Origin of the sequence: [Bacillus] selenitireducens MLS10, assembly GCF_000093085.1 — a bacterium.
Classification (GTDB): domain Bacteria; phylum Bacillota; class Bacilli; order Bacillales; family Salisediminibacteriaceae; genus Salisediminibacterium; species Salisediminibacterium selenitireducens.
Genome location: NC_014219.1, coordinates 3,568,032 through 3,592,487 on the forward strand (window position 1 = coordinate 3,568,032; position 24,456 = coordinate 3,592,487).

25 protein-coding genes and 6 tRNA genes are annotated in these 24,456 nt (G+C 46.7%); all 31 read right to left on the reverse strand.

From position 1 onward, the window contains the following. Nucleotide 1: 1 nt before the first annotated feature. The 31 genes from yycF to rpmH all read right to left on the reverse strand — a co-directional run bounded on the left by yycF (nucleotide 2) and on the right by rpmH (nucleotide 24,338). Nucleotides 2–712, reverse strand: a complete 711-nt coding sequence (gene yycF, locus BSEL_RS16685) for a response regulator YycF (RefSeq protein ID WP_013174188.1) — start codon at nucleotides 710–712, stop codon at nucleotides 2–4. A 165-nt stretch (nucleotides 713–877) separates the two neighbouring features. After that, nucleotides 878–2,308, reverse strand: coding sequence for a M23 family metallopeptidase (locus BSEL_RS16690; RefSeq protein ID WP_013174189.1), 1,431 nt, complete (start codon nucleotides 2,306–2,308; stop codon nucleotides 878–880). Nucleotides 2,309–2,605: 297 nt separating this feature from the next. Then, nucleotides 2,606–2,681: transfer RNA gene (locus BSEL_RS16695), tRNA-Thr, on the reverse strand. Nucleotides 2,682–2,686: 5 nt separating this feature from the next. Continuing rightward, a tRNA-Phe gene (locus tag BSEL_RS16700) sits at nucleotides 2,687–2,762 on the reverse strand. 9 nt (nucleotides 2,763–2,771) lie between these two features. Then, nucleotides 2,772–2,847, reverse strand: a tRNA-Asp gene (locus BSEL_RS16705). A 38-nt stretch (nucleotides 2,848–2,885) separates the two neighbouring features. Next, nucleotides 2,886–2,962, reverse strand: a tRNA-Met gene (locus BSEL_RS16710). A gap of 73 nt (nucleotides 2,963–3,035) precedes the next feature. Continuing rightward, nucleotides 3,036–3,110 (reverse strand) — tRNA-Glu (locus tag BSEL_RS16715). Nucleotides 3,111–3,124: 14 nt separating this feature from the next. Further along, nucleotides 3,125–3,200, reverse strand: a tRNA-Lys gene (locus tag BSEL_RS16720). 187 nt (nucleotides 3,201–3,387) lie between these two features. Further along, nucleotides 3,388–4,677 carry an adenylosuccinate synthase gene (locus BSEL_RS16725; protein WP_013174190.1) on the reverse strand — a complete coding sequence of 430 codons (1,290 nt, stop codon included), beginning with the start codon at nucleotides 4,675–4,677 and terminating at the stop codon, nucleotides 3,388–3,390. Between the two features lie 132 nt (nucleotides 4,678–4,809). Then, the gene (gene dnaB / locus BSEL_RS16730) at nucleotides 4,810–6,171 is read right to left on the reverse strand and encodes a replicative DNA helicase (RefSeq protein ID WP_013174191.1); all 1,362 of its coding nucleotides are present in this window, start codon (nucleotides 6,169–6,171) and stop codon (nucleotides 4,810–4,812) included. 81 nt (nucleotides 6,172–6,252) lie between these two features. Next, a complete protein-coding gene (gene rplI, locus BSEL_RS16735) occupies nucleotides 6,253–6,696 on the reverse strand; it encodes a 50S ribosomal protein L9 (RefSeq protein ID WP_013174192.1) in 444 nt (147 codons plus the stop codon). After that, nucleotides 6,693–8,666 carry a DHH family phosphoesterase gene (locus BSEL_RS16740; RefSeq protein WP_013174193.1) on the reverse strand — a complete coding sequence of 658 codons (1,974 nt, stop codon included), beginning with the start codon at nucleotides 8,664–8,666 and terminating at the stop codon, nucleotides 6,693–6,695. Before BSEL_RS16740 ends, rplI begins: the two co-directional genes overlap by 4 nt. Before the next feature lie 12 nt (nucleotides 8,667–8,678). Next, nucleotides 8,679–9,611 carry a YybS family protein gene (locus BSEL_RS16745; protein WP_013174194.1) on the reverse strand — a complete coding sequence of 311 codons (933 nt, stop codon included), beginning with the start codon at nucleotides 9,609–9,611 and terminating at the stop codon, nucleotides 8,679–8,681. A gap of 93 nt (nucleotides 9,612–9,704) precedes the next feature. Then, nucleotides 9,705–9,932 (reverse strand): 30S ribosomal protein S18, encoded by a 228-nt coding sequence (gene rpsR, locus BSEL_RS16750; protein WP_013174195.1) that lies wholly within the window; start codon nucleotides 9,930–9,932, stop codon nucleotides 9,705–9,707. Between the two features lie 56 nt (nucleotides 9,933–9,988). Beyond that, nucleotides 9,989–10,525: a single-stranded DNA-binding protein gene (gene ssb, locus BSEL_RS16755; RefSeq protein WP_013174196.1), complete on the reverse strand. Its 537-nt coding sequence runs from the start codon at nucleotides 10,523–10,525 to the stop codon at nucleotides 9,989–9,991. Between the two features lie 56 nt (nucleotides 10,526–10,581). Next, nucleotides 10,582–10,869 (reverse strand): 30S ribosomal protein S6, encoded by a 288-nt coding sequence (gene rpsF, locus BSEL_RS16760; protein ID WP_013174197.1) that lies wholly within the window; start codon nucleotides 10,867–10,869, stop codon nucleotides 10,582–10,584. A gap of 227 nt (nucleotides 10,870–11,096) precedes the next feature. After that, a complete protein-coding gene (gene ychF / locus BSEL_RS16765) occupies nucleotides 11,097–12,197 on the reverse strand; it encodes a redox-regulated ATPase YchF (protein ID WP_013174198.1) in 1,101 nt (366 codons plus the stop codon). A gap of 86 nt (nucleotides 12,198–12,283) precedes the next feature. Further along, entirely contained in the window at nucleotides 12,284–12,481 is a 198-nt protein-coding gene (locus BSEL_RS16770; RefSeq protein ID WP_041582044.1) for a DUF951 domain-containing protein, read from the reverse strand. Nucleotides 12,482–12,515: 34 nt separating this feature from the next. Then, nucleotides 12,516–13,226 carry a DUF554 domain-containing protein gene (locus BSEL_RS16775; protein WP_013174200.1) on the reverse strand — a complete coding sequence of 237 codons (711 nt, stop codon included), beginning with the start codon at nucleotides 13,224–13,226 and terminating at the stop codon, nucleotides 12,516–12,518. Between the two features lie 9 nt (nucleotides 13,227–13,235). Then, entirely contained in the window at nucleotides 13,236–14,387 is a 1,152-nt protein-coding gene (locus BSEL_RS16780; protein WP_013174201.1) for an aminotransferase class V-fold PLP-dependent enzyme, read from the reverse strand. A gap of 87 nt (nucleotides 14,388–14,474) precedes the next feature. Continuing rightward, nucleotides 14,475–15,347: a ParB/RepB/Spo0J family partition protein gene (locus BSEL_RS16785; RefSeq protein ID WP_013174202.1), complete on the reverse strand. Its 873-nt coding sequence runs from the start codon at nucleotides 15,345–15,347 to the stop codon at nucleotides 14,475–14,477. Beyond that, nucleotides 15,340–16,101 (reverse strand): ParA family protein, encoded by a 762-nt coding sequence (locus BSEL_RS16790; RefSeq protein ID WP_013174203.1) that lies wholly within the window; start codon nucleotides 16,099–16,101, stop codon nucleotides 15,340–15,342. Before BSEL_RS16790 ends, BSEL_RS16785 begins: the two co-directional genes overlap by 8 nt. A 168-nt stretch (nucleotides 16,102–16,269) precedes the next feature. Further along, complete coding sequence (gene noc / locus BSEL_RS16795) at nucleotides 16,270–17,130, reverse strand: nucleoid occlusion protein (protein WP_013174204.1); 861 nt, start codon at nucleotides 17,128–17,130, stop codon at nucleotides 16,270–16,272. Nucleotides 17,131–17,335: 205 nt separating this feature from the next. Then, nucleotides 17,336–18,049: a 16S rRNA (guanine(527)-N(7))-methyltransferase RsmG gene (gene rsmG, locus BSEL_RS16800; RefSeq protein ID WP_013174205.1), complete on the reverse strand. Its 714-nt coding sequence runs from the start codon at nucleotides 18,047–18,049 to the stop codon at nucleotides 17,336–17,338. 18 nt (nucleotides 18,050–18,067) lie between these two features. Beyond that, complete coding sequence (gene mnmG, locus BSEL_RS16805; RefSeq protein ID WP_013174206.1) at nucleotides 18,068–19,954, reverse strand: tRNA uridine-5-carboxymethylaminomethyl(34) synthesis enzyme MnmG; 1,887 nt, start codon at nucleotides 19,952–19,954, stop codon at nucleotides 18,068–18,070. Between the two features lie 109 nt (nucleotides 19,955–20,063). Then, on the reverse strand, nucleotides 20,064–21,440 hold the full coding sequence (gene mnmE / locus BSEL_RS16810) for a tRNA uridine-5-carboxymethylaminomethyl(34) synthesis GTPase MnmE (RefSeq protein WP_013174207.1): 1,377 nt from the start codon (nucleotides 21,438–21,440) through the stop codon (nucleotides 20,064–20,066). Nucleotides 21,441–21,764: 324 nt separating this feature from the next. After that, entirely contained in the window at nucleotides 21,765–22,388 is a 624-nt protein-coding gene (jag, locus tag BSEL_RS16815; RefSeq protein ID WP_013174208.1) for an RNA-binding cell elongation regulator Jag/EloR, read from the reverse strand. After that, nucleotides 22,385–23,245 (reverse strand): YidC family membrane integrase SpoIIIJ, encoded by an 861-nt coding sequence (gene spoIIIJ / locus BSEL_RS16820; protein ID WP_049773700.1) that lies wholly within the window; start codon nucleotides 23,243–23,245, stop codon nucleotides 22,385–22,387. Before spoIIIJ ends, jag begins: the two co-directional genes overlap by 4 nt. Nucleotides 23,246–23,329: 84 nt before the next feature. After that, a complete protein-coding gene (gene yidD, locus BSEL_RS16825; protein ID WP_013174210.1) occupies nucleotides 23,330–23,575 on the reverse strand; it encodes a membrane protein insertion efficiency factor YidD in 246 nt (81 codons plus the stop codon). A 17-nt stretch (nucleotides 23,576–23,592) separates the two neighbouring features. Continuing rightward, nucleotides 23,593–23,955, reverse strand: a complete 363-nt coding sequence (gene rnpA, locus BSEL_RS16830; protein WP_013174211.1) for a ribonuclease P protein component — start codon at nucleotides 23,953–23,955, stop codon at nucleotides 23,593–23,595. 245 nt (nucleotides 23,956–24,200) lie between these two features. Then, nucleotides 24,201–24,338, reverse strand: a complete 138-nt coding sequence (gene rpmH, locus BSEL_RS17655) for a 50S ribosomal protein L34 (RefSeq protein ID WP_013174212.1) — start codon at nucleotides 24,336–24,338, stop codon at nucleotides 24,201–24,203. Nucleotides 24,339–24,456: the final 118 nt, after the last annotated feature.

The following is a 24,456-nucleotide window of genomic DNA, read 5'->3' on the forward strand; positions in this document are numbered from 1 at the left end:
ATCAGCCCTCCTGATCAGGCTGCCTGAAATAGTAACCGACACCTCGTCTTGTTACAATCCATAACGGACTTGACGGATTGTCCTCGACTTTCTCTCTCAGTCTTCGGACCGTCACGTCAACCGTGCGGACATCACCAAAATAATCGTAGCCCCACACGGCCTGCAATAAATGTTCGCGGGTCATCACCTGACCGATATGACGGGCCAGATAATGGATCAGTTCGAATTCACGATGCGTCAATTCAATGGCCTCTCCCCGCTTCGTCACGAGATAGGCATCCGGCTGAATCGACAGAACACCGACATCAATATTCTTTGTCCCTGTTTCCGAGTCTTCCGCCGAACGCTGATTACGCCGGAGATTCGCCTTGACTCTCGCTACAAGCTCACGGGTGCTGAACGGCTTGGTGACATAATCATCGGCCCCGAGCTCGAGACCGAGTACTTTATCAATTTCCGAATCTTTTGCGGTGAGCATAATGATCGGCATATCATGTTCTTTTCTGACTTCGCGGCATACTTCCATCCCGTCCCGGTAAGGAAGCATAATATCGAGAAGAATCAATGCAGGAACGTGTTTCTTCGCCTTCTCAACGGCTTCGTTGCCGTCATAGGCAACCATGACATCAAAGCCTTCTTTTTCAAGACCGAATTTCAATATATCTGCAATTGGTTTTTCATCATCAACCACTAAGATGAGCTGTTTTTCCATCGTCTCGACACCCCTTCATCTTGTCATTTGTCCTTTTCATTCTATCACAGATCGCGCTTCTTTGAACAAAACGGGAGGAACTCCCATCGTCTTTGACGGTTTGAAATTGCGCTTATTCACTAAAAAAGAAAAGCCCTCACTAAGGAGAGCTTTTCTGCATCATGATCAGCGTAAGTAGTTCATTGGATTTTGATGGCTGCCGCCCTGAATCACTTCAAAGTGCAGGTGAATCCCGGATGATCGGCCGGTGGTCCCCATCACACCGATCTGGCGTCCCTTTCCAACCGTTTGACCGGTACTCACATGAATGTCCCTTAAATGGGCGTAAACGGTCTCCATACCGTTGTTGTGATTAATGCGTACGGTATAGCCATAGCCGTTTTCCCAGCCTGCTGAAGAGACGACACCGTTATCGGCCGCATAGATCTCATAGCTCGAAGGCCGGGCAATGTCGATTCCGTTGTGCATACGGCCGTTCCTCATGCCAAATTGACTGGATACGTATCCGCCTGATGCCGGCCAGATCAAGTCACCCGTTCCTCTTGAGGATGATGTTTTCGTACCATGCACGACGATTCGGTCTTCTGCTTCCTGAATTATTTCCTCGGAAATAATTTCGCGTTCCTGGACCTGACCGTTCACATAAACGACCTTTTCTTCCACTTCTTTTTTCCCGTCACTGCCGCTCTGACGAACGGTGGATTCACCTTTCCACATCTCGTCATCTTTTTCTGTGACGGTCTCGTGCGTCATTGTCTGTTCACTCTTTGTCACCTTTTCAACGAGAACATTCAGATAAGGAACAGGGACGGTCACATGTAATTCCTGTCCGATCTGAAGTACGGTGTTTTCCCCGATACCCTCATTAATGGCTATCAGCTCTTCCGTACTCAAATCATGATCACTGGCGATGGTCCCAAGGACATCCCCTTCATCCACTTCATAAATGTCCTGTTCCAGTGTCCCTTCAAGGAGAACCGTAATCAGGTCATCGACCTCGAGAATCTCGTCTGCCTCTGCGAGTCCCTCTGACCAGGTGACTTCTTCATCAAAAGAAAGCTCAGTCAGCACCGAGTCTCCTTCACTGAGAGTAAGCGCTTCATCCCGGTCGATCCATTCTTCATACTCTTCAAGATCCTCTTCATCAACAAAACGGAGGAATATCTCCCGTTCGATGTCATCCGGCTTTTTATCTGCACTCACATAGCCAATGGTTTCATCGTTGACCATCAGTCCCCGTGCATCGACCTGGACGGAAGCGCGTTCTTCCAGCAAGTCCAACACATCCTGATCGGAACCTCTCAGTTCGAAGACCAGTTCAGGAATCAGCTCCACTTCTTCAGACAGCCGATATGTAAAACGCTCATCGTTATTTTCCGCTTCTGCGAGTTTGTTTTCTATGTATGACGTTATCAGATCCTCATCCTGAACAGCGCCAAGCCGCTCGTCTCCATAATACACATGATAAATTTCATCCATCTCGAATTCACCAAAATTGTTGTCTTCCGAAAATACCAACCCCGGTATAAACAGCGCCATAAAAAGAAGCCCTGCCATTGAGATCGTTATTTTACGGAAAATGAATGTTTGTCCCATAGCATGTCATTCTCCTTTTTCATATCTGTTTTCTTTTGTTTATAGCCTCTGTCATTCTATCACAGATCATCCTGTATAGGTCATTCATCACGGAAAAGTAAACAAACTGTAGTCTGATCGTTACTCATTCGACATTTTTCCACATCAATCCCGTCATATCCGCATTTTGGGCATGATTCGTTTGTTACAGACGTATTACAAAAAACAATAATCCCAATAATTACCACATTCATCATGAAGCCATTTATCAGACAACAAAAAACCACTCATTCAAAATGAGTGGTGAACTTCTATACATGGTGCTGGCCAGAGGACTTGAACCCCCAACCTACTGATTACAAGTCAGTTGCTCTACCAATTGAGCTAGGCCAGCACAAGTGGTGGCTCGGGACGGAATCGAACCGCCGACACACGGATTTTCAGTCCGTTGCTCTACCGACTGAGCTACCGAGCCTTATTTAAATGGCGGTCCCGACCGGGATCGAACCGGCGATCTCCTGCGTGACAGGCAGGCATGTTAACCGCTACACCACGGGACCTTGTTAATCGTTCACATAACTTATGTAAAAAATAAAATTGGTTGCGGGGGGCGGATTTGAACCACCGACCTTTGGGTTATGAGCCCAACGAGCTACCAGACTGCTCCACCCCGCGGCAATATAAAAATTAAGCGGCCAACAAAATATATGTTACTTGATTTCAATGAAGAAGTCAAGATAAATTTAGTTGGTGACCCGTACGGGATTCGAACCCGTGTTACCGCCGTGAAAGGGCGGTGTCTTAACCACTTGACCAACGGGCCACAAAAAGAAAACATGGTGAGCCATGAAGGACTCGAACCTTCGACCCTCTGATTAAAAGTCAGATGCTCTACCAACTGAGCTAATGGCTCTCAAGGGAAAATCTTTTTAGCGACAAGATTGATAATATCATGTGTGCATGCAAAAGGCAATAGCCATTTGCAATCTTTTTGTACTTTCAGTGTAACTCAAAAACCGTTCTTTTGACAAGGTAAAATCCCGGAAGCCTGTCAAGGCTTCCGGGACATGTACAGGGTCGGTTTTTTGAATCCATTCCGCTCAGGAGCTGAAGACGCCCCGGACCAGATTTGTCTGGTTGCGGTCAGGACCCACAGAAAACATCGACAGCGGGATCCCCGTCAGCTGGGAAATACGTTCAACATAATAAATGGCGTTTCGCGGTAAATCATGCAGGGACTTGATGCCGGTAATATCCTCATCCCAGCCCGGCATTTCTTCATAAACAGGCTCACATTCTGCAAGTTTCTTCAAACTTGCAGGAAATTCTTCGATGATCTCACCCTTGTATTTATAAGCCGTACAGATCTTCAGTGTCTTGATCCCTGTCAGAACATCAATACTGTTCAGTGACAGGTCCGTAATGCCGCTCACACGGCGTGCATGACGGACGACGACGCTGTCAAACCAGCCGACACGGCGCGGTCGGCCAGTGGTGGTTCCGTATTCCCGGCCCACTTCACGGATCTGTTCCCCGATCTCATTATCAAGCTCTGTCGGGAATGGTCCATCTCCGACACGGGTTGTATACGCCTTCGACACACCCACAACGTGATTGATCCTTGAAGGGCCGACTCCGGATCCGATCGTTACCCCACCGGCAATCGGATTCGATGATGTGACAAAGGGATAGGTTCCCTGATCGATATCAAGCATGACACCCTGTGCTCCTTCAAAAAGGACGCGCTTGCCATCATCAAGATGATCGTTCAGGACAACGGACGTATCACAGACATACTTCTCGAACTGTTGCCCGTATTCGTAATATTCCTCAAGAATCTCCTCAAGATCGAATCCTTCTGTGTCATACAGTTTCTCAAGAATCCGGTTCTTCTCCCGTAAATTCACTTCCAGCTTCTCCCGGAACACGTCTTTATCCATGAGATCACAGATCCGTATACCGACACGGGCTGCTTTATCCATGTATGCCGGGCCGATGCCTTTTCGTGTTGTTCCGATTTTATTTACGCCTTTACTGTCTTCTTCCATGGCATCCAGCTTCAGATGATAAGGCAGGATCACGTGTGCGCGATTGGAAATCATCAGATTATCCGTACTCACATTGCGGTCATGCAGATATTTCAGTTCTGTCACAAGTGCCTTTGGATCAATAACCATGCCATTTCCGATGACACACCGTTTTTCCGGATAAAAGATACCTGATGGGATCAGGTGCAATTTATACGTCGTATCATTGAAGACAATGGTATGTCCGGCATTGTTTCCGCCCTGATACCTTGCAATGACTTCTGCCTGTTCGGACAGATAATCGGTGATCTTTCCTTTTCCTTCGTCCCCCCACTGGGTTCCTACAACTACTACTGATGGCATACGTGCCACACCTCCGCTGGATGTTTAATCATTTTCCTTTAACCATCGTCAGTTTATCAGCAATTGAATTGTCAGTCAATATATTTCCGAACATTAAGAACGCCAAATCATTTTAGTGTTCGTTTTTTGCGTTTACGCTCCAGGCGGCATATTGCTCTCATCATGACGCCGTTCCAAGTTGACAAACTTGTTGTAGTGTTTGACGAAAGCCAGTTCAACGGTGCCTACAGGTCCGTTACGCTGCTTGGCAATGATGATTTCGATCGTATCCTTATTTTCTGATTCCTGATCATAATAATCATCACGATACAGAAACGCCACAATATCCGCATCCTGCTCAATACTGCCGGACTCCCGGATATCCGACATCATCGGGCGCTTATCCTGTCTCGACTCCACCCCACGGGAAAGCTGGGAAAGCGCGATAACCGGGACTTCGAGTTCACGCGCCAGCCCTTTCAGCTCACGGGAAATTTCGGACACTTCCTGCTGGCGTCCTTCGCTCGAACGGGCATCTCCGGAAATCAGCTGCAAGTAGTCGATCATGATCATCCCGAGTCCGCGTTCCTGTTTCAGTTTCCGGCATTTCGAACGAATCTCCTTCACTTTGATGCCCGGGGTGTCATCGATATAGATCCCCGCTTTCGACAAGCTCCCCATCGCCATCGTCAGACGCTGCCAGTCATCGTCTTCAAGTCTTCCGGTACGAAGCCGCTGCGCATCAATGTTGCCTTCCGCACAGAGCATACGCATGACGAGCTGATCCGCGCCCATCTCAAGACTGAAGATCGCAACGTTCTCATCGGTTTTCGTGGCTACGTTTTGAGAGATATTCAATGCAAAAGCGGTCTTCCCCACGGAAGGACGCGCAGCCACAATGATCAGATCACTGCGCTGAAAACCGGCTGTAACACGGTCAAGCTCGGTGAATCCCGTCGGAATCCCCGTCACTTCCCCTTGTTGATGCTGCAGGGTTTCAATTTTATCAAAGGCTTCCACCAGGACGTCCTTGATTTCGATAAATTCACCTGCATTCTTCTTTTGGGCGACCTCAAGGATACGACGTTCCGCATCACTTAGCAGAATATCCACTTCTTCATTGGCTTCAAAGCCTTCAGTGGCTATGCTTGTCGCCGTTCGGATCAGACGTCTCAGCAGAGATTTCTCTTCGACAATGCGCACGTAGTAGCGGACGTTTGCAGCTGTCGGAACCGCGTTGGCCAGATCCGTCAGAAAGGATACGCCTCCTGCTTCTTCGAGCCATTCACGCCGGTGCATTTCATCCGTCACGGTAATGATGTCAATCGGTTCATCGCGGTCGTGAAGATCCATCATGACCGTGAAAATCCGCTGGTGCACCCCTCTGTAGAAATCTTCCGGTACGATGTTATCCGCAGCCGCGATCATGGCATCCCGATCCAGGAATACGGCACCAAGAACGGCCTGTTCAGCCTCAAGACTGTGCGGGGGTGTGCGATCGCTGTAAGTATCCATGTTGCGTCCCTCCATTTACTCTGCCTGTAAAACAGACCACCTGATCCCTGCGTCGAGGTTCTCAGATGGTCTCTCTGTTAATCAGGCTTCTTTTACGTGTACTTTCACAGTTGCCGTGACGTCCGAATGAATTTTCACATTTACATTTGTGTAACCGAGACTTCTGATTGGATCATCCATCTCAATTTTCCGTTTGTCAATTTTGTATCCCGCTTTTTTGAGCTCTTCGGCAATCTGCTTGTTTGTTACGGCTCCGAACAGACGGCCACCGTCTCCTGCTTTTGCAGAGAGTTCAACGCTCATGTCTTCAAGTTCTTTTTTCATCTTCTTCGCGTCTTCAAGCTCCTGCTGTGCCTGTTTTTCTTCGCTTTCTTTCTTTTTTTCAAGGGACTTTATGTTTCCTTTACTCGCCTCTACCGCGAGATTATGCTTAAACAGATAGTTTCGGGCATACCCTTCCGGTACCTCCTTCACTTCTCCTTTTTTCCCTTTTCCTTTAACGTCCTTCAGTAAGATCACTTTCATGTTGCATCCCCTCCGTCATTAAAGTATTCATCTATCTTCTCTTTCAGAAGCATTTCCACTTCTTCGATCGTATCCGCTTCAATCTGAGTTGCCGCATTGGTCAAATGACCGCCGCCATCGAGGCTCTCCATGATCACCTGCACATTCACATCCCCGAGGGATCGGGCGCTGACGCTGACTCGGCCATCCTTCAGTTTCGACAGTACAAACGAAGCGACAACATCATTCATCGTCAACAGTGTATCGGCAGCCTGGGCGACAATGACCTGATTGTAACTCGCATCAGTTGCACCCTTTGCAATGGCCATGCCGTTACTGTAAATATATGCATTCTCAACAAGTTTTGCCCGCTTGACGTATTCTGCAAGGTCTTCTTTAAGAAGTTTCTGCACAAGAACCGTATCCGCCCCGCGGCTCCGCAAATAAGACGCCGCATCGAACGTTCTCGCACCTGTGCGGATCGCAAAACTTTTCGTATCGACAATAATCCCGGCAAGAAGCGCAGTCGATTCAAGTACACCGAGCTTCGGATTTTTGTGCTGGTATTCCAAGAGCTCTGTCACAAGCTCTGCGGTAGACGAAGCATAAGGCTCCATGTAGACGAGCACGGCGTCGTTGATAAACTCCTCGCCACGGCGGTGATGATCAATCACGATGGTCCGCTCCACCTCATCAATCAGGCGGGGTGACACCACCAGGGACGGCTTATGGGTATCCACCACTACAAGAAGCGTATCTGATGTCGCATGTTCACTCGCTTCAGAAGGGGTAATGAACCTTGACCAGAGGTGTTCATTTCCTTCCATTTCCCCGAGCAGTTTCTTAATATTATGATTCATATCCTCCGGATCGATGACGATAAAGGCTTCTTTCCCATTCGTTTCCGCAATTTTCGTCACACCGATGGCCGAACCGATCGAATCCATATCCGGGTTTTTATGACCCATCACATAAACCTGGTCACTCTCTTTGATGAAGTCACGGATGGCATGGGAAATGACCCTCGCCCGGACCCGGGTCCGTTTTTCCACTGCGTTTGTTTTTCCGCCGTAAAAACGCACTTTCCCCTGTTTTTCTTTAATCGCAACCTGATCCCCGCCGCGTCCGAGTGCCAAATCAAGGCTCGACTGCGCAAGAGCGCCCAGTTCGCGTAAACTCTCTTCTCCGCTGCCGATCCCGACACTGAGGGTGAGGGTCACTTTTTCTTCACCGGTCCGTTCCCTGATTTCATCAAGCAGCGTAAAGCGGTTTTCTTCAAGGCTCTCGAGCGTCTCTTCGGTCATAATGGCAATAAACCGATCCGAAGAAGTCCTGCGTATGAGGATATCATTAGTTTTTGCCCATTTATTCAGACTGTCCGTCACATGAGACAAAAGCCTGCTGCGAACCTGATCATCAAGGCCCTGGGTCACCTCATCGAGATTATCAAGAAAAATCAGACCGATGACCGTTTTGTCCATTTCATAAAGGAATTTATATTCAAACTCCTCACTGGCGTCAAAGAAATACAACAATCTTTCATCCGGATAATGGACAACCCGAAAATCACGGCCTTTAATATCCGTATGTATTTCTTTTTCCTGTTCATCAACTTCCTTATGCAGCTCTTCAGACATGTGTTTCAATGGGCTGCCAATAAGCTGTTCATTGATCAGCGCATTCATGAACGGATTGCTCCACTGAATCGTCCGTTCTTCATTGTAAAGAAGAATCCCGACCGGCAACCGTGTTACCGCCTCTTCCCCCGCTTTGTTAATTCTGTAGGAGAGGGTCGAAATATACTCCGATAAATCATGTTCAAATTCCGTCTTTGCCCGGATCGTCAGAGCAATGATGGTTGCCACCGCTATAAATGCCAGAATGCCCAGCTGCCACTGGTAAAATGTCAGAATCCCTGACAGTATCGAAGCAATTGTAACAAGTGCGACAACGTGATAGCCATGCCATCGTTTCAATAAAAAGTTTGGCATTATTCACATCTCCTAATCGGTTCCTCGCATTCGCTTACGCAGGTTAAAACCTAAATCAATTATACCTAATATTCGAATCAGTTGCAGAAAAATCGGCAAAAGGAATACAAGAAATAATACAAGGAACGGCCAAATCACTGACTTTCTCTTGTGATGAAAATAGTAAAAGACAACGGCCATTCCCTGAATGGCCACAATCAGCTGCAGAGCCGGAAGGGCATTCTGAACCGCCAGATACACTGGCGAGCCCGGTTCAAAGCCAACGAACCCCAGCATCAGAACAACAAGGTAATACCAGATAAACACCTGTGGGAAGCCCCATTCCCGAAAAGGTGGAAAACCGGGGACCTCATTGGCGCCCTTCCTGAGAATATGAGCCGCAAGAACCTGCACCAAAAGTGCATATGTGACGCTGATCATCACCATCACCACAGGGGCGATAACGCTGAAATACTCGATCGATGCCCGCATGTCTTCCACGACCAGACCATCTGCAGGATCCACCATGTCAAGTATTGCTTCCGAGGTGTCCACTGATTCGAGCATGGCATTCTGAAACGCCTGCACAGGATCGATATTCAAAAAGAGATTTGTTGCCACATACAGGAGGACAACACCGGCCGTAACACTGAGGCCTGCGGCTTTCAGGACCAGAAAAGCCGGGGCTTCTTTATTAAATAAATACCCAATCAGGATACCGGGTATGGCAAAAAGGATCGTAAAGACGATCGAAAACGGCCCTAACAGAAAAGAAAGCAACAACGATGAAACCAGTGCAGCAATGGTTCCCTGCTTCCAGCCGTGATGATAACTCAGCCACATAAGCGGCATCGGAATGAACAGGGCTATTATCAGTCCGATCACCGGAAAAAACAGAACAATCGCCATTAAGATCAAATATGTAACAAGCGCTTTTATCGTATCTCTCCATAATGGTGAATCCATAGGCTATCCTCTGCTTTCGTTAAGATATCGATGATACCGCCTATCCATCGTATTAAAAAACCCTCCTGCTGACAAGCGGGAGGGTTTGTATCATCAGTCTGTTACAAATGGAAGCAATGCCATTGTACGGGAGCGTTTAACCGCGCGCGTCAATTGGCGCTGATACTTCGCAGATGTTCCTGTTACTCGGCGTGGAAGAATCTTACCACGCTCGGAGATGAACTTCTTCAGAAGATCGGTGTCTTTGTAGTCAATCTTTGTGATTTTGTTAACAGTGAAGTAACAAACCTTACGACGTTTTGGTCGACCTCGACGTGCCATGTATATCCCTCCTTCTTTATTATTGGCCCATTCAAGCGGTGAACGGTGCCTCTTGATCAGAACGGCAGATCATCATCGTTGATATCGATCGGTTTTCCATCACTGGCAAACGGATCGTTATCAGGCTGTGGTGATGACTGGCCCTGATTTCCGGAATAACCCTGATTTTGATTTTGGTACTGGTTCGGAGCTGATTGCTGTTGACCGTAACCTGCAGGCTGTTCATTTTGCGGTGCATACCGCTGCTGACCACCCTGTCCGCCGCCGGAGGAGCCTTTCGGTTCAAGGAACTGAACACTCTCTCCAACCACTTCTGTCACGAAAACCCGTCGTCCTTCATTATTTTCATAATTTCTGGTCTGAATTCGTCCATCAACGCCTGCAAGACTTCCTTTATTAAGGAAATTCGCCACGTTTTCAGCTTGCTTTCGCCAAACAACAATATTGATGAAATCGGCTTCTCTCTCTCCCTGCTGGTTTGAGAAAGGACGATTCACAGCAAGGGTGAAGGACGTTACCGCCACACCGTTCGCTGTATAACGCAGTTCAGGATCTTTTGTTAAACGTCCCACCAGGACGACACGGTTAATCATTCAGATTCCTCCTGACCAAATTCAGGTTTCCCTGTCTGTATTCTATACGTATTGCATCAGTCGTCTTCACGAACGATGATCGAACGAAGAATGTTATCATTGATTGAGCTTAAACGGTTAAACTCATCCAATGCGTCTTTGTTCGCATTCAATTGAATAAGTACGTAGAATCCGTCTGTGAAATCTTCGATTTCGTAAGCAAGACGTCTTTTACCCATCTCCTTCGTTTCAGTCAACTCTGCGCCGTTGTTCGTCAGGATCGTGTTGAAACGCTCAACTGTCTCTTTGACAGCCTGCTCTTCAAGATCAGGACGTACAATGTACATGATTTCATATTTGCGCATGTTCTGTCACCTCCTTTTGGACTTGGCCCTTTCCGTAGTGGAAGAGAGCAAGGAGCAAATCATCTTTCCAAATGCTCGCAAGATATAATTATAGCAGACGAACACCCTTCATACAAGCCTTTTTTAGAGATTCTCAAACAGCCGGTGTTGACTGATCGTTATATAAAAAATCCCCGCCAGGCTGGATGAGCCCGGGCAGGGATATGCGTGTATAGTGTGTCTTACTCTTACACGTTGAAACGGAAATGCACAACATCGCCGTCTTTCATGACATAGTCTTTACCTTCAAGTCGCACGTTACCTGCTTCTTTCGCAGCATTCATTGATCCTGCATCTGTCAGATCCTCGTAGGAAACCACTTCTGCACGGATAAATCCGCGTTCAAAGTCGGTATGGATAACACCGGCAGCCTGCGGTGCTTTTGTGCCTCTGCGAATCGTCCACGCACGCACTTCCTGTTTCCCTGCGGTGAAGAACGTGTCAAGACCCAGAAGATTATAGGCCGCCTTAATCAACTGATCGAGTCCGGATTCAGCGATCCCGAGATCATCAAGGAACTCCTGTTTCTCTTCCCCTTCAAGTTCAGCGATCTCTTCTTCGATCTTGGCTGAAATGACGATGACTTCAGAATTTTCTTCCTCAGCAAAGGCACGGACTTTCTGCACGTGTTCATTGCCGTCAATGTCAAGAATTTCATCTTCCCCCACATTCGCCACATACAGCACCGGTTTCATCGTGAGCAGATGCATCCCATGAACAAGTTTGGCCTGTTCTTTTGTGAAGTCAATGCTTCGCGCAGGCTTCTCGTCTTCAAATGCTTCTCTGAGTTTAACCAGGACATCATATTCAAATACGGCATCCTTGTCTTTTTGACGAGCCATTTTTTCGACTTTTCCGATACGCTTCTCGACAGATTCCATATCAGCAAGAATGAGTTCCAGGTTAATGACCTGAATATCACGGATTGGATCAACACTCCCGGATACATGGGTAATGTTATCATCAGAAAAACAGCGAACAACATGCGAAATCGCATCGACCTGACGTATATGTGACAAAAACTGATTTCCCAGTCCTTCCCCTTTACTTGCACCTTCAACAATTCCCGCAATATCCGTGAATTCAAAAGCCGTAGGCACCGTTTTATCCGGCACGACCATTTGTGTCAGTTTATCAAGTCGAGGATCAGGTACTTCCACAATGCCGACATTCGGATCGATTGTACAGAACGGATAGTTTGCTGATTCCGCTCCTGCCTGTGTAATTGCATTAAATAATGTTGATTTACCCACGTTTGGCAAACCGACAATTCCAGTAGTTAAAGCCATGTATATTCGACTCCCTTATCTCATTTCATTTTCCGTTCCAATTTACCTTCTATAGTATAGGGGGTTTGCTGACGGATTACAATGTTTCATTTTTCCGCCTTCGCGATCACCCGCTTCATTTTTTTACTGAAGTCTTTCCTTGGGATCATGACGCTGTGCTTGCAGCCATTACACTTGATCCTGATATCCATCCCCATTCGGATAATCGTCCATTCATTCGTTCCACATGGATGAGCTTTCTTCATTTCCACAACATCATGAAGTTCAAATTCTTTGTCAGCCATCATTTTTCCCCTTTCTGTTCGCCTGAATTCTTATCTAAAGAGGCCACCATTCAATCATCATCACAAACAGAACAGCAATCACAATGCCCGGAAGGAGATTGGCAACCCTGATCTTTTCAATTCCCAAGAGGTTTAATCCGATCGCCATGATCATGATCCCGCCTACCGCAGTGATTTCCGCAATCATCGCGTCCAAAAGCGCCTCCGGAATAATCTGTATAATCCACGTCGCCATTAAAGCAATGCTGCCCTGATAAAGAACGACAGGTATCGCTGAAAACATGACACCGATGCCCATAGCCGCTGCAAAGACAATCGACGAAAAGCCATCTAGCATCGATTTTGTAAGTAATACCGAATGATCCTGTCTGAATCCACTGTCGAGAGCTCCAATGATTGCCATGGCGCCAACGACAAAAAGCAGTGTTGCGGCAACAAAGCCTTCGGCAAATCGGCCGTCTCCTCCATATTTCTTCATGCGGTTTTCCATCATTGCTCCCACATGATTTAACTTTCCTTCAAGTTGAAAACGTTCGCCAATGACCGCTCCGATTGCGAGGCTCAGGATCACGATCAGAAACTGTTGACCTTCAAGGGCCATCGTGAAACCGAGCACAATGACGGCCAGGCCAATGGCCTTCATAACCGTTTCCTGCATGGATGCAGAAAATCCTTTTATTTTGACTCCGAGCCAGGCCCCCATCACGATGGCCAGCCCGTTGACGATCGTACCGAATAACACCATATGCGTCCCCTATTCCAGCATGTGCTCCATTATTTCTTGCAGTGCTCTAATAAAGTCATCGATTTCTTCCATTGTATTATATAAACCAAAACTGACTCTCAGAAGACCGTGTTCTGATGTATTCAAATATTCATGCACGAGCGGTGAACAGTGCAAGCCAGCTCTTACAGCAATATTGTAATGGTCATCAAGAATCATGGCGAGTTCATGACTGTTTAACGGTGAAGTTTTGATCGATACAACGCCAAGTCGCTTATAGCCATTCAATGGTTCAACAGCTTCAAGACCCGGTACTTCTTTCAGTTCAGATACCAAATATTTCGCCAAACCTTCTTCATGACTCGAAATTCGTTCATAGCCCTGTTCATCCACGGCTTCAATCCCTTTTAACAGTCCGGCGATGCCCGGTGTATTCATCGTGCCACTCTCCATCGCATGTGGCCATTCTTCCGGTTGACTTTTCAGTTCCGATTCTGTTCCTGTGCCTCCCAGGATAAGAGGGGTCAGCTTCATACCATCCCCTGCAATCATCACGCCTGTTCCCTGAGGTCCCAAAAGTCCTTTATGCCCCGGGAATGCGAGGAAGTCAATATGATCCTCTTTCATGGAAATCGGAAGGATACCGGCTGTTTGAGACGCATCCACTGCAAACGCAGCGTCACTGTCCCTAAGTAATTCCCCAATTTCCCGGATCGGAAGAATTTCACCGGTTACATTCGATCCGTGGGTCACCATCACGAGTCTGGTCCTCTCATTCATTGCTTCTTCGATCAGGTCCCGCCAATTCTCGCCTTCTTTCGGTGCGATGACCGACACATCAACGCCCTTCTCTTTTTTCAGTTTCTCTACGGGTCTGCTGACGGAATTATGTTCAAACACCGTCATGATCAAATGATCCCCCTTTTCAAACAAGAACCCCTGAAGGATTTGATTTAATCCCTGTGTGGCATTCATGGAGAAAACGACCCGTTCTTTGGAAGGCGCATCAAACATATCCCGTAAAGCTGTTCGTGCCTGATCGATGACTTCACCCGCTTGTCTTGATAGCCCGTGGCCACCCCTTCCAGGATTCGCACCGTAGTCCGTAAGAGCTTTCGTTACCGCGGTGACGACGGATTCAGGTTTTGGAAAACTCGACGCTGCATGATCAAAATAGATCATGGTATACACCTGCCTGTCATTCAGATTCTGTATGTCCCTGAGATCATTGTCTCGAAGAAAAGAGCGGAGGAGTTTACCCTCTCGCCCTTAAATCTCCTCTTCTGCTTCTTCAGCAGACATCAGTCGAAGAATACGTTGTAAATCATCGTCGTCAAAAAAATCAATTTCAATTTTACTCTTTTTCTTTCCCGGTTTGATCGTCACGTTTGTACCGAAATACGATTTCAGGAATGCTTCCCGATCTTTAAGATACACATCCAGGGCGGGTTTCCCTTTGGATGTTTCACGTGAAACATTTTCGTTCATGTCGTGAATCACAGATTCTAGATGTCTCACGCTCCATTGTTCTTTGATAGTTTTTTGCAGAAGCGGTGACAGTTTCTTGTCTTCTTTCAAACCGAGTAATGCTCTGGCATGTCCGGTTGAAATTTTTTCTTCCTGCAAATATTGTTGAACGATTTGCGGGGCTTGCAACAGTCGTAAATAATTGGCGATATGAGGTCTGCTTTTCCCCAGTTTAACGGATAGCTGATCCTGGGTTAAAGATAAATGCTCCATTAATTTTTTATAAGCTTTTGCTTCTTCAAGCGGATTGAGATCTTCTCTTTGCAAGTTCTCAATCAGAGCCAGTTCCATCATTTCATCGTCCGTCAGTTCGCGGACAATAGCGGGGACTGAATCGAGTTTAGCAGCTTTTGCAGCCCGATAACGCCGCTCACCTACAACGATTTCATAACCTTTTATACTCTTGCGAACAACAAGAGGCTGGAGGATTCCATGCTGCTCGATCGATTGTCTCAACTCATCGATAGCCTCATCGTCAAAATGCTTTCGCGGCTGATACGGATTGGGACGCAAGTCTTTGATCTTGATGTTCTGAGCGCCCTGAGAATCAGACTCCTCATATCGCTCCGAGTCGGGGAAAAATGCGCCAATTCCTTTACCCAGTCCTTTACCCATGTGCAATCACTTCCTTTGCGAGATCAATATACACCTCAGCACCTCGGGATCGGGCGTCATAAGAAATGATGGATTCCCCATGACTTGGTGCCTCACTTAAGCGAACATTCCTTGGTATAATCGTTGAAAAGACTTTTTCATGAAAATATTTCTTCACCTCTTCAATTACCTGAATTCCGAGATTCGTTCGGGCATCAAACATTGTCAAAAGTACGCCTTCGATCTCCAGATCATGATTGAGATGCTTTTGAACAAGTCGGACCGTATTCAAAAGCTGACTCAAACCTTCAAGGGCATAGTACTCACATTGAACAGGAATAAGTACGCTATTAGCCGCTGTCAGGGAATTCAGCGTCAACAATCCAAGAGACGGTGGACAGTCAATGATAATGAAATCATACTCATCACGTATCGACTCAATCGCATTTTTCAGACGCACCTCTCTGGAAATCGTAGGTACGAGTTCAATCTCAGCCCCTGCAAGCTGAATCGTTGATGGCACTATGTACAAATGTTCCGTATTTGTAGGTAAAATAATATCCTTCACATCGGAATCCTCAACAAGAATATTATAAATGCATTCATCGACGTCTCCTTTTTCGATCCCGATTCCACTCGTTGTGTTTCCCTGCGGATCAATATCAATGATGAGCACTTTTTTTCCTTCATAAGCAAGTCCTGCACTCAGGTTGACGGCTGTGGTTGTCTTTCCGACACCGCCTTTTTGGTTTGCGATTGCGATTACTCTTCCCACTGGTTTCACCTGCCTGTCTTTATATTGTTCGCTCTGTTACCTGTTTTCAGTTTACCATGATTTCATTCAATCTCCTATTTCAAGAACACAACAATTTCTGTTTATTAAACAAATCGAATAAAAAGCCATTCCCACGCTCAGGAACGGCCCATCCTTGATGCTGATCATTCATTTTTTAGGTATTCGAATCGTAAACTGATAATAATCGTCGTGTTCTTCTTCGTCCGTATCAATGGATAACCCGGTTTGAGAAACCATATCAACCGATTGCCGAATGGTATTCATCGCCAAGCGAGTGTCTTTCGAGACACTTTTCACTTTTGGTCTTTTCTTTTTTTCAGGCTTATGCAGCGCTTTTTTTACGGCTTCTTCTGTTTGTTTCACATTCCATTCTTTTTCGATCACAGAAACCAGAATTTTCACCTGCGCCGTTTCTTCTTTTACCGATAACAACGCTCTCGCATGCCGTTCGGTTATTTTCCGTTGTTTCAACGCTTCCTGCACTTCACCGCTGAGTTGCAGGAGCCTCAGTTTATTGGCAACCGTTGACTGCCCCTTCCCGAGTCGCTGGGCGAGGCTTTCCTGAGTTAATCCGTGCAGTTCCAACAGTTTTTGATAAGCGGCTGCTTCTTCAATCGATGTTAATTCTTCACGTTGAAGATTTTCTATTAACGCTACAGATGCTGTTTTTGTATCGTTCATTTCTTTAACAACAGCCGGTACCGTTTCCCACCCCAGTGTTTGAACGGCACGCCAACGCCTTTCTCCCGCGATGATTTCATAGTGATCATCACGCTTTCGGACGATAATCGGTTGAATCATGCCATGTGTATGAAGCGTTTCTGCCAGTTCTTCGATTTTATCTTCGTTAAACACCGTGCGCGGTTGGAATGGATTTGGAACGATATCATTGACTTGAATCCGTTCCACTTCTTCTCGCTCATCAATCAGCGCATCTTCCACCTTCTCTTCATCTGAATCTTGTTGTTGATCATCCAGACCGAGCCATTTAGAAAATGATTGTTTCAAGGGAGCACCACCTTCACAAAACGTTCATTGACCTCTTAAATGTTTCACGTGAAACATTCTGGTTATCGCCTTCACTTTCATTACCCTAATACAGTATACGTCAACTGAGCGATTTCATCTACCGAACATAATGAAAAATTTGATCTGCCTGATTCATTATCCTCCTGACCCGAGCATTTATGCAACGGACAATCGGGTCTCACTGTTATATCGGTTCTTTATTTGGTGTCCCGGGTTTTCTGGGATATTTCTTCGGCGTATTGCTAATTTTATCGATCAGCAGCATCACACGATCCCCATCATCCCCAGGTAATGCAAAAGTAAATGATTGTTTGAGTTTGCCACCAAGAGCCTGAATAGCTTTTTTGGATTCAGCAAGTTCCTCCATTCCCTGCGAACCTTTCATGGCAAGGAAAATTCCCCCTGACTTCACGAACGGCATACACAGTTCTGTCAATACAGGCATACGGGCAACCGCTCTTGAAATCGCCAAGTCAAATCTGTCACGGTACTCTGACATCCGCCCTGCTTCCTCTGCGCGACTGTGAATCGCCTGAACACCGGAAAGTGACAGTGCATCTGATAAGGCATGAAGAAACGTAATGCGCTTGTTTAATGAGTCAATGATCGTAACCTCAAGATGAGGAAACACAATTTTTATGGGAATCGAAGGGAAACCCGCACCTGCCCCCACATCCACAACGGACGTTGCTTTCGAAAAATCAACAAATTCACAGGCTGTGATGGAATCATAAAAATGCTTCAAGTACACATCCTCTTTATCCGTAATGGCCGTCAGGTTCATTCTCGTATTCCAATCGACAAGCAAATGATAATAAGCATCGAACTGACGCATTTGTTCATCCGTCAGTTCAATGCCTTTCTTTCGTAAGGCTTCTTTAAACTCCTGTTCTGTCATGATCGCAGCTCCCCGCCTTTAAGAATTCGTCCCCTGCAAACGTCCCTGTTCGAGATACACGAGTAAGACCGAAATATCCGATGGGTTCACTCCTGATACTCTCGACGCCTGGCCGACAGAAATCGGTCTGACCTCATTGAGTTTTTGTCTTGCTTCAATGGCAAGACCATTGATTGAGAGATAGTCAATGTCTTCAGGAATCTTTCTGTTTTCCATCTTCAGTGAACGCTCCACCTGTTCAAGCTGTTTGGCAATATATCCTTCATACTTGATTTGAATCTCAACCTGTTCTTTAACGTCATCTGTCAGAACGGTTTCTGCAGGTACCAGGGCATCAACAAGGCTGTATGACAATTCCGGACGTTTAATCAGCACATCCGCACTCATCGCCTCTTTAAGCGGCGATGCTCCGAGATCCTCAAGCACCTGATTGTTTTCAGGGGTCGCCTTGATAATGGCCTTTCGAAGGCGTTTGATCTCTTTTGCAATCTCGGCTTTTTTCTGTTCAAAGCCCTCGAAACGATTCTGATTCACCAGACCAATCTCATAACCTTTTTCCGTCAGACGAAGATCTGCATTGTCATGACGGAGCAAAAGGCGGAATTCAGCACGTGACGTCAACAGACGGTAAGGTTCATTCGTCCCCTTCGTAACGAGGTCATCAATCAGGACGCCAATATAAGCTTCAGAACGATCCAGTATCAATGGTTCTTTTTCCTGAACCTTCAGCGCTGCATTAATCCCTGCCATCAGACCCTGTCCGGCAGCCTCTTCATAGCCGCTCGTTCCATTGATTTGTCCGGCTGTAAACAACCCGGAGATCCGCTTCGTTTCGAGACTCGGCCAAAGCTGTGTCGGTACAATGGCATCATATTCAATCGCATACCCGGGTCTCATCATCCGAACGGACTCCAATCCGGGTACCGTTTTCAGGATTTCATGCTGGACATCCTCAGGAAGACTTGTCGAAAGCCCCTGCACATACACTTCCTGAGTATTTCGTCCCTCCGGCTCAAGAAAAATCTGATGACGAGGCTTGTCGTTAAACCGGACGATTTTGTCTTCAATTGACGGGCAGTACCGCGGACCTGTTCCTTCGATCATCCCCGAATACATCGGAGAACGATGCAAGTTCGCATTGATCAGTTCATGCGTCTCCGGGCTCGTATAAGTCAGCCAGCACGGCAACTGATCTGTTATAAAGGCTGTCGTCTCATATGAGAAAGCACGAGGTTCTTCATCTCCAGGCTGAATCTCCGTCTGACTGTAATCAATGGAATGCCCATTAACCCGCGGAGGTGTTCCCGTCTTAAAACGGACCATCTCAAAACCGAGTTCTTTCATATGATGGGATAAATTCACCGAAGGCTGCATGTTATTCGGACCACTCTCATACGACAGTTCACCGATAATCACTTTCCCTCTCAGATACGTACCGGTTGTAATAATGACAGAATCCGCTTCGTAACGTGCTCCTGTCTGCGTAATCACACCTTTTACCTGATCATCTTCCACAATGAGTTCTTCGACCATTCCCTGCCTGAGCAGAAGGTTATCCGTATCTTCAATGACTTTTTTCATTTCATGTTGATACATAAATTTATCTGCCTGCGCACGAAGAGCCCTTACAGCCGGGCCTTTTCCTGTGTTCAACATCCGCATCTGGATATGCGTCTTGTCAATGTTTCGTGCCATTTCCCCGCCGAGGGCATCGATTTCACGAACAACAATGCCTTTGGCCGGTCCGCCTACAGACGGGTTGCACGGCATGAACGCAACAGCATCCAGGTTCAATGTCAGCATCAGCGTGTTCGCACCCATTCGTGCAGAAGCAAGTCCTGCTTCAACACCTGCATGTCCCGCACCGACGACGATGACATCAAATTTACCTCCAAAATAACTCACAATAAAATCCTCCTTTTAACGTTCATCTGCCAAGATCCACTAAGAGAACTGGTGATCCCTGCAGACATCCTGCAATCCAACGCTGAACACAAACATTCACGTTTCCTTGTTATTTCCCTAAACAGAACTGGGAGAAGAGCTGATCGATCAGGCTCTCATGGACACTGTCACCGATCACTTCACCAAGCAGCTCCCAGGCTTTTGTAATATCAATCTGGACCATATCAACCGGCATCCCTGTTTCCACAGCCATCAGTGCTTCATCAATGGATCGTTTCGCCTGATTCAATAAAGCAATATGTCTGGAATTTGAGACGTAGGATAAATCACCGGAATCAAGATCTCCTTCGAAAAACAGATCGCGAATGGCTTCCTCGAGTTCGTCTACTCCCTCATCTTTCAATAAAGAAGTGGTGACAACTGGATGCTGACCTGCCAACTGGTTGACTTCCTTCATATCAATCTGTCCGTCAAGATCCCGTTTGTTCACTATCACAATGGTATCCTGATCTTTGACAAGCTCAAACAGTTCTCTGTCCGAATCCGTCAACGGTTCATTATAGTTTACAACAAAGAGAATCAGCTCTGCATCTATCATGACCTGTCTGGACCGCTCGACACCAAGCCGTTCCACCACATCTTCCGTTTCACGAATGCCGGCCGTATCGAGAAGCTTGAGCGGCACTCCCCGAATATTCACGTACTCTTCGATGACATCCCGCGTCGTTCCCGGAATTTCCGTCACAATGGCTTTGTTTTCATGCACCAGGCTGTTTAAGAGCGACGATTTCCCCACATTCGGTCTTCCTACTATAACGGTGGAAAGCCCTTCTCGCAAGATCTTCCCCTGTTCGGCTGTCGTTAACAGCCTGTCAATTTCCTGTTTGACATACGTCGACTTTTCCCTGAGCAAATCAAGGGTCACTTCTTCTGCATCATATTCAGGGTAATCGATATTCACTTCCACAGAAGCAACGGTCTCTAAAAGCGCCTGCCGAAGGGTCTGGATCCGATTTGATAATTTCCCTTCCACCTGTTTCATCGCCACATTCATTGCACGATCCGTCTTCGCCTGAATCAGATCCATGACCGCTTCAGCCTGGGACAGATCAATCCGCCCATTCAAAAATGCGCGCTTTGTGAATTCTCCAGGTTCCGCCAGACGTGCCCCCTCATTCAAAATAAGCTGCAGGACCCGATTCACACTCGTCAATCCGCCGTGACAGTTGACTTCAATCATGTCTTCTTTCGTGTACGTTTTCGGCGCCCGCAAAACCGACACCATGACTTCTTCAATAATCTGTCCGTCTTCCGGATTTATCAGATGACCATAATTAATTGTATGACTCGCCACTTCCTGTAAAGGAACGGCACCTTTATATAAACGATCCGCCAGTTCAACGGCTTTCGGACCACTGATTCTGACAATACCAATGGCTCCCTCTCCCATTGGGGTTGAGATCGCGGAAATTGTATCCATATCCATTAAAGAGTCCTCCTCTTTGATTCGTTCACTGCTTCACTTATCCACAGCTGTCATCGTTCAATCGAAACTGATACCAATTAAACAGATTAACACAGTTCACACATTATGAAAAGCATCCACATGTGGATAGCTGAAATCAGTGACCGTCATAATCGTAAACTGTGGATAACCGTCCGCAGGATGGATATCCACAGCCCATTATGATATGAAAGGCACCCAGCACGGTCCAGGTTGCATGTATCCGTGTTAATCATTTCTATAATAAAGCCTAAAAAAAAGAACCCCTGGCCATCATTCAGCCAAGAGTTCTTCTGCTGTTCTTATTCAGGATTCATTCGGTACGACAACGATCCGACGATGCGGTTCTCTGCCTTCAGAATAAGTGGATACTGTATGAATATGCTGCAAAGCCGTATGAATGATCTTACGTTCATGAGCATTCATCGGTTCAAGCTTCACTTCGCGGCCTGTACGGACTGCTTTCTCACTGAGACGCTTTGCCAACGTTTCGAGGGCTTCACGCCGACGGTCCCGGTATCCTTCCGCATCCAGATAAAACTTCATATAGTTATCAGACTGTCTGTTTGCGACAAGATTAACGAGATACTGGAGAGAATCAAGCGTTTGACCGCGTTTGCCGATCAACACGCCTATTTCTGCGCCCGAAATCGTCAAATACATGCCTTCTTTACGCTCTTCTGCCTCCACACTTGCGGTAATGCCCATTTTATCGATCGTGTCACGGAGAAACACCAGCGCCTCTTTTAACGGGTCCGGCTTTAAACGGACTTCAACCAGTGCCGGCTTATTGCCAAGGAACCCGAGAAACCCTTTCTCGGGTTCCTCGAGGACCGTGTAATCCACCTGTTCCGCAGTCACTTCCAATCGGTCAAGACCATTTTGCACAGCTTCTTCAACGGTTTTACCTGATACAGTCACTTTTTTCACTTTTTCTTCGCTCCCCCTGATTTCGCCTTGTTCTTACCTCCGGAACCCTGGGGTTTCTTCTTGTTTTCTTCTTTTTGCTGTTCTTCAGTCTTACCCACATTCGGTCCGGTAATAAACTGTGTCTGAACAATCATGAAGATGTTACCAATTACCCAGTACAGAGCAAGAGCAGACGGGAAGAATGCGGCAAATGCCATGATCATAATCGGCATCACATAAAGCAGCACTTTCATCTGCGGGTTGTCCTGCACCATCATCATCCGCTGCTGAATAAACGTGGTTGCACCGGCAACGAGCGGCAGAATAAAGTACGGATCGGCACTTCCAAGTTCAAACCACAGGAACTGCTGCGGTTCATACATGCCCACATAACGTTCATCAATATTCGGGTTAATCTGTGGTGTCCGGATAATCGCATGATAAAAGGCAATCAGGATTGGCATTTGAATGAAGATTGGCAAACACCCGGCCAACGGATTCACCTTGTTCTCCTGGAACAGCGCCATCGTTTCCTGCTGGAGCTTTTCCTGCGTTTTCTTGTCTTTTGCACTGTATTTCTGCTGCAGTTCTTTCATTTGCGGCTGGATCGCCTGCATGGCTTTCGTACTCTTCGTCTGTTTGATCATCAGAGGCAAGATCAAAATACGGAGCATGATCGTCACAATGATGATGGCCAAGCCGTAGCTGTTATTTAAAAATTCAGCGATGGTCGTCATCAGCCATGAGAGCGGATAAACGAAAAACGGATCCCAAATCCCGCTTTCCGCATCTGTGATGGGCTGATCGATGTTAAAACAACCGGTCATTAACAGTGTCAGACCGATCAGAAGGGTAATGACTGACAATTTTTTAAACACGTTACTGGTCCCCCTATCTCCTGTTTCCATTCCATTTATTTATCCATGTCAACCGGTATCAGACGCGGTTGAACGCAGACATCGTTACTCATGATGATCCTTCTTGCGAGACTTCTTCTCTGGGACCGGATCAAAGCCCCCGGGATGAAACGGATTGCACTTTAAGATTCGGATCACGGTCATCAAGCCGCCTTTCAAAAAGCCAAACCGCTCAATGGATTCTGCACCGTATTGACTGCATGTCGGATAAAACCGGCATGATGGCGGTGTATACCTCGATATGTAACGCTGGTACAGCCTGATTAATCCGATTGCAGCTTTTTTAAACATACTTTCCCCGCCTTTGTTTACGAACGAGACTGCCGGACGTTTCGGTTCATGAGGCCAGCGACACGAAAGACATGATGAATGGACTTGTTCACATCATGAAAATCCATCGTGGCAACGGGTTTTCTGGCAATAATGACGACATCCTGTCCTAAAGGGAGATGATCCAGCTGATGACGGATCACTTCCTTGACAAGCCGTTTGATCCGGTTCCTCGTTACGGCATTTCCGATCTTTTTACTGATCGACAGCCCAAAACGGCTCGGATCCTGATCGTTTCGGTCAAACGTATAGACAACAAACTGACGATTCGCCACCGATTTGCCATGTTTAAATACCGTCTGAAAATCCTCATTCTTTCGTAGACGATGTTCCTTTTTCATAACCGTTATTGCACCTCATCCAGGACTGGCCGAGCAGTTACGTGCGACGCAGTCAGTATTCAGTATAAAGAATCCAAAGGCATTCGCCAAGTGGAATCCGGATTGTTCACAAAAAAGAAAACCAGATCGAAACCATTCACTCGCTGATGAGGAATGATATTGATCTGGTTTCTGACGACTGCTTATTTCGCGAGCACATGCTTTCCTGTAAAAAACAGAAAGGCTCGCTGAATGAGCGGCCCGTTTTACGCAGAAAGTACCTTTCTTCCTTTACGGCGACGACTGGCGAGAACGCGACGGCCATTGCTCGTTGACATACGCTGACGGAAACCGTGTACTTTTTTACGCTTACGGTTGTTTGGATTGAATGTTGGTTTGCCCATGTATTACACCTCCTGATTCCGGGTTTATGAATGGATTATTCATGCGGTACTTGTGATTGTTTACCTGTCTGATTATCGATCGGTCCAAATGGTAAAGTCAATACAGACATCCTTGTAA

What these genes read in the sequence shown, in the direction of transcription:
- yycF (WP_013174188.1), bottom strand. Translation starts at nt 712, where the DNA reads ATGGAAAAACAGCTCATCTTAGTGGTTGATGATGAAAAACCAATTGCA.
- BSEL_RS16690 (WP_013174189.1), bottom strand. Translation starts at nt 2,308, where the DNA reads ATGGGACAAACATTCATTTTCCGTAAAATAACGATCTCAATGGCAGGG.
- BSEL_RS16725 (WP_013174190.1), bottom strand. Translation starts at nt 4,677, where the DNA reads ATGCCATCAGTAGTAGTTGTAGGAACCCAGTGGGGGGACGAAGGAAAA.
- dnaB (WP_013174191.1), bottom strand. Translation starts at nt 6,171, where the DNA reads ATGGATACTTACAGCGATCGCACACCCCCGCACAGTCTTGAGGCTGAA.
- rplI (WP_013174192.1), bottom strand. Translation starts at nt 6,696, where the DNA reads ATGAAAGTGATCTTACTGAAGGACGTTAAAGGAAAAGGGAAAAAAGGA.
- BSEL_RS16740 (WP_013174193.1), bottom strand. Translation starts at nt 8,666, where the DNA reads ATGCCAAACTTTTTATTGAAACGATGGCATGGCTATCACGTTGTCGCA.
- BSEL_RS16745 (WP_013174194.1), bottom strand. Translation starts at nt 9,611, where the DNA reads ATGGATTCACCATTATGGAGAGATACGATAAAAGCGCTTGTTACATAT.
- rpsR (WP_013174195.1), bottom strand. Translation starts at nt 9,932, where the DNA reads ATGGCACGTCGAGGTCGACCAAAACGTCGTAAGGTTTGTTACTTCACT.
- ssb (WP_013174196.1), bottom strand. Translation starts at nt 10,525, where the DNA reads ATGATTAACCGTGTCGTCCTGGTGGGACGTTTAACAAAAGATCCTGAA.
- rpsF (WP_013174197.1), bottom strand. Translation starts at nt 10,869, where the DNA reads ATGCGCAAATATGAAATCATGTACATTGTACGTCCTGATCTTGAAGAG.
- ychF (WP_013174198.1), bottom strand. Translation starts at nt 12,197, where the DNA reads ATGGCTTTAACTACTGGAATTGTCGGTTTGCCAAACGTGGGTAAATCA.
- BSEL_RS16770 (WP_041582044.1), bottom strand. Translation starts at nt 12,481, where the DNA reads ATGGCTGACAAAGAATTTGAACTTCATGATGTTGTGGAAATGAAGAAA.
- BSEL_RS16775 (WP_013174200.1), bottom strand. Translation starts at nt 13,226, where the DNA reads ATGGTGTTATTCGGTACGATCGTCAACGGGCTGGCCATCGTGATGGGG.
- BSEL_RS16780 (WP_013174201.1), bottom strand. Translation starts at nt 14,387, where the DNA reads ATGATCTATTTTGATCATGCAGCGTCGAGTTTTCCAAAACCTGAATCC.
- BSEL_RS16785 (WP_013174202.1), bottom strand. Translation starts at nt 15,347, where the DNA reads ATGGGTAAAGGACTGGGTAAAGGAATTGGCGCATTTTTCCCCGACTCG.
- rsmG (WP_013174205.1), bottom strand. Translation starts at nt 18,049, where the DNA reads ATGACAGAACAGGAGTTTAAAGAAGCCTTACGAAAGAAAGGCATTGAA.
- mnmE (WP_013174207.1), bottom strand. Translation starts at nt 21,440, where the DNA reads ATGGATATGGATACAATTTCCGCGATCTCAACCCCAATGGGAGAGGGA.
- yidD (WP_013174210.1), bottom strand. Translation starts at nt 23,575, where the DNA reads ATGTTTAAAAAAGCTGCAATCGGATTAATCAGGCTGTACCAGCGTTAC.
- rnpA (WP_013174211.1), bottom strand. Translation starts at nt 23,955, where the DNA reads ATGAAAAAGGAACATCGTCTACGAAAGAATGAGGATTTTCAGACGGTA.
- rpmH (WP_013174212.1), bottom strand. Translation starts at nt 24,338, where the DNA reads ATGGGCAAACCAACATTCAATCCAAACAACCGTAAGCGTAAAAAAGTA.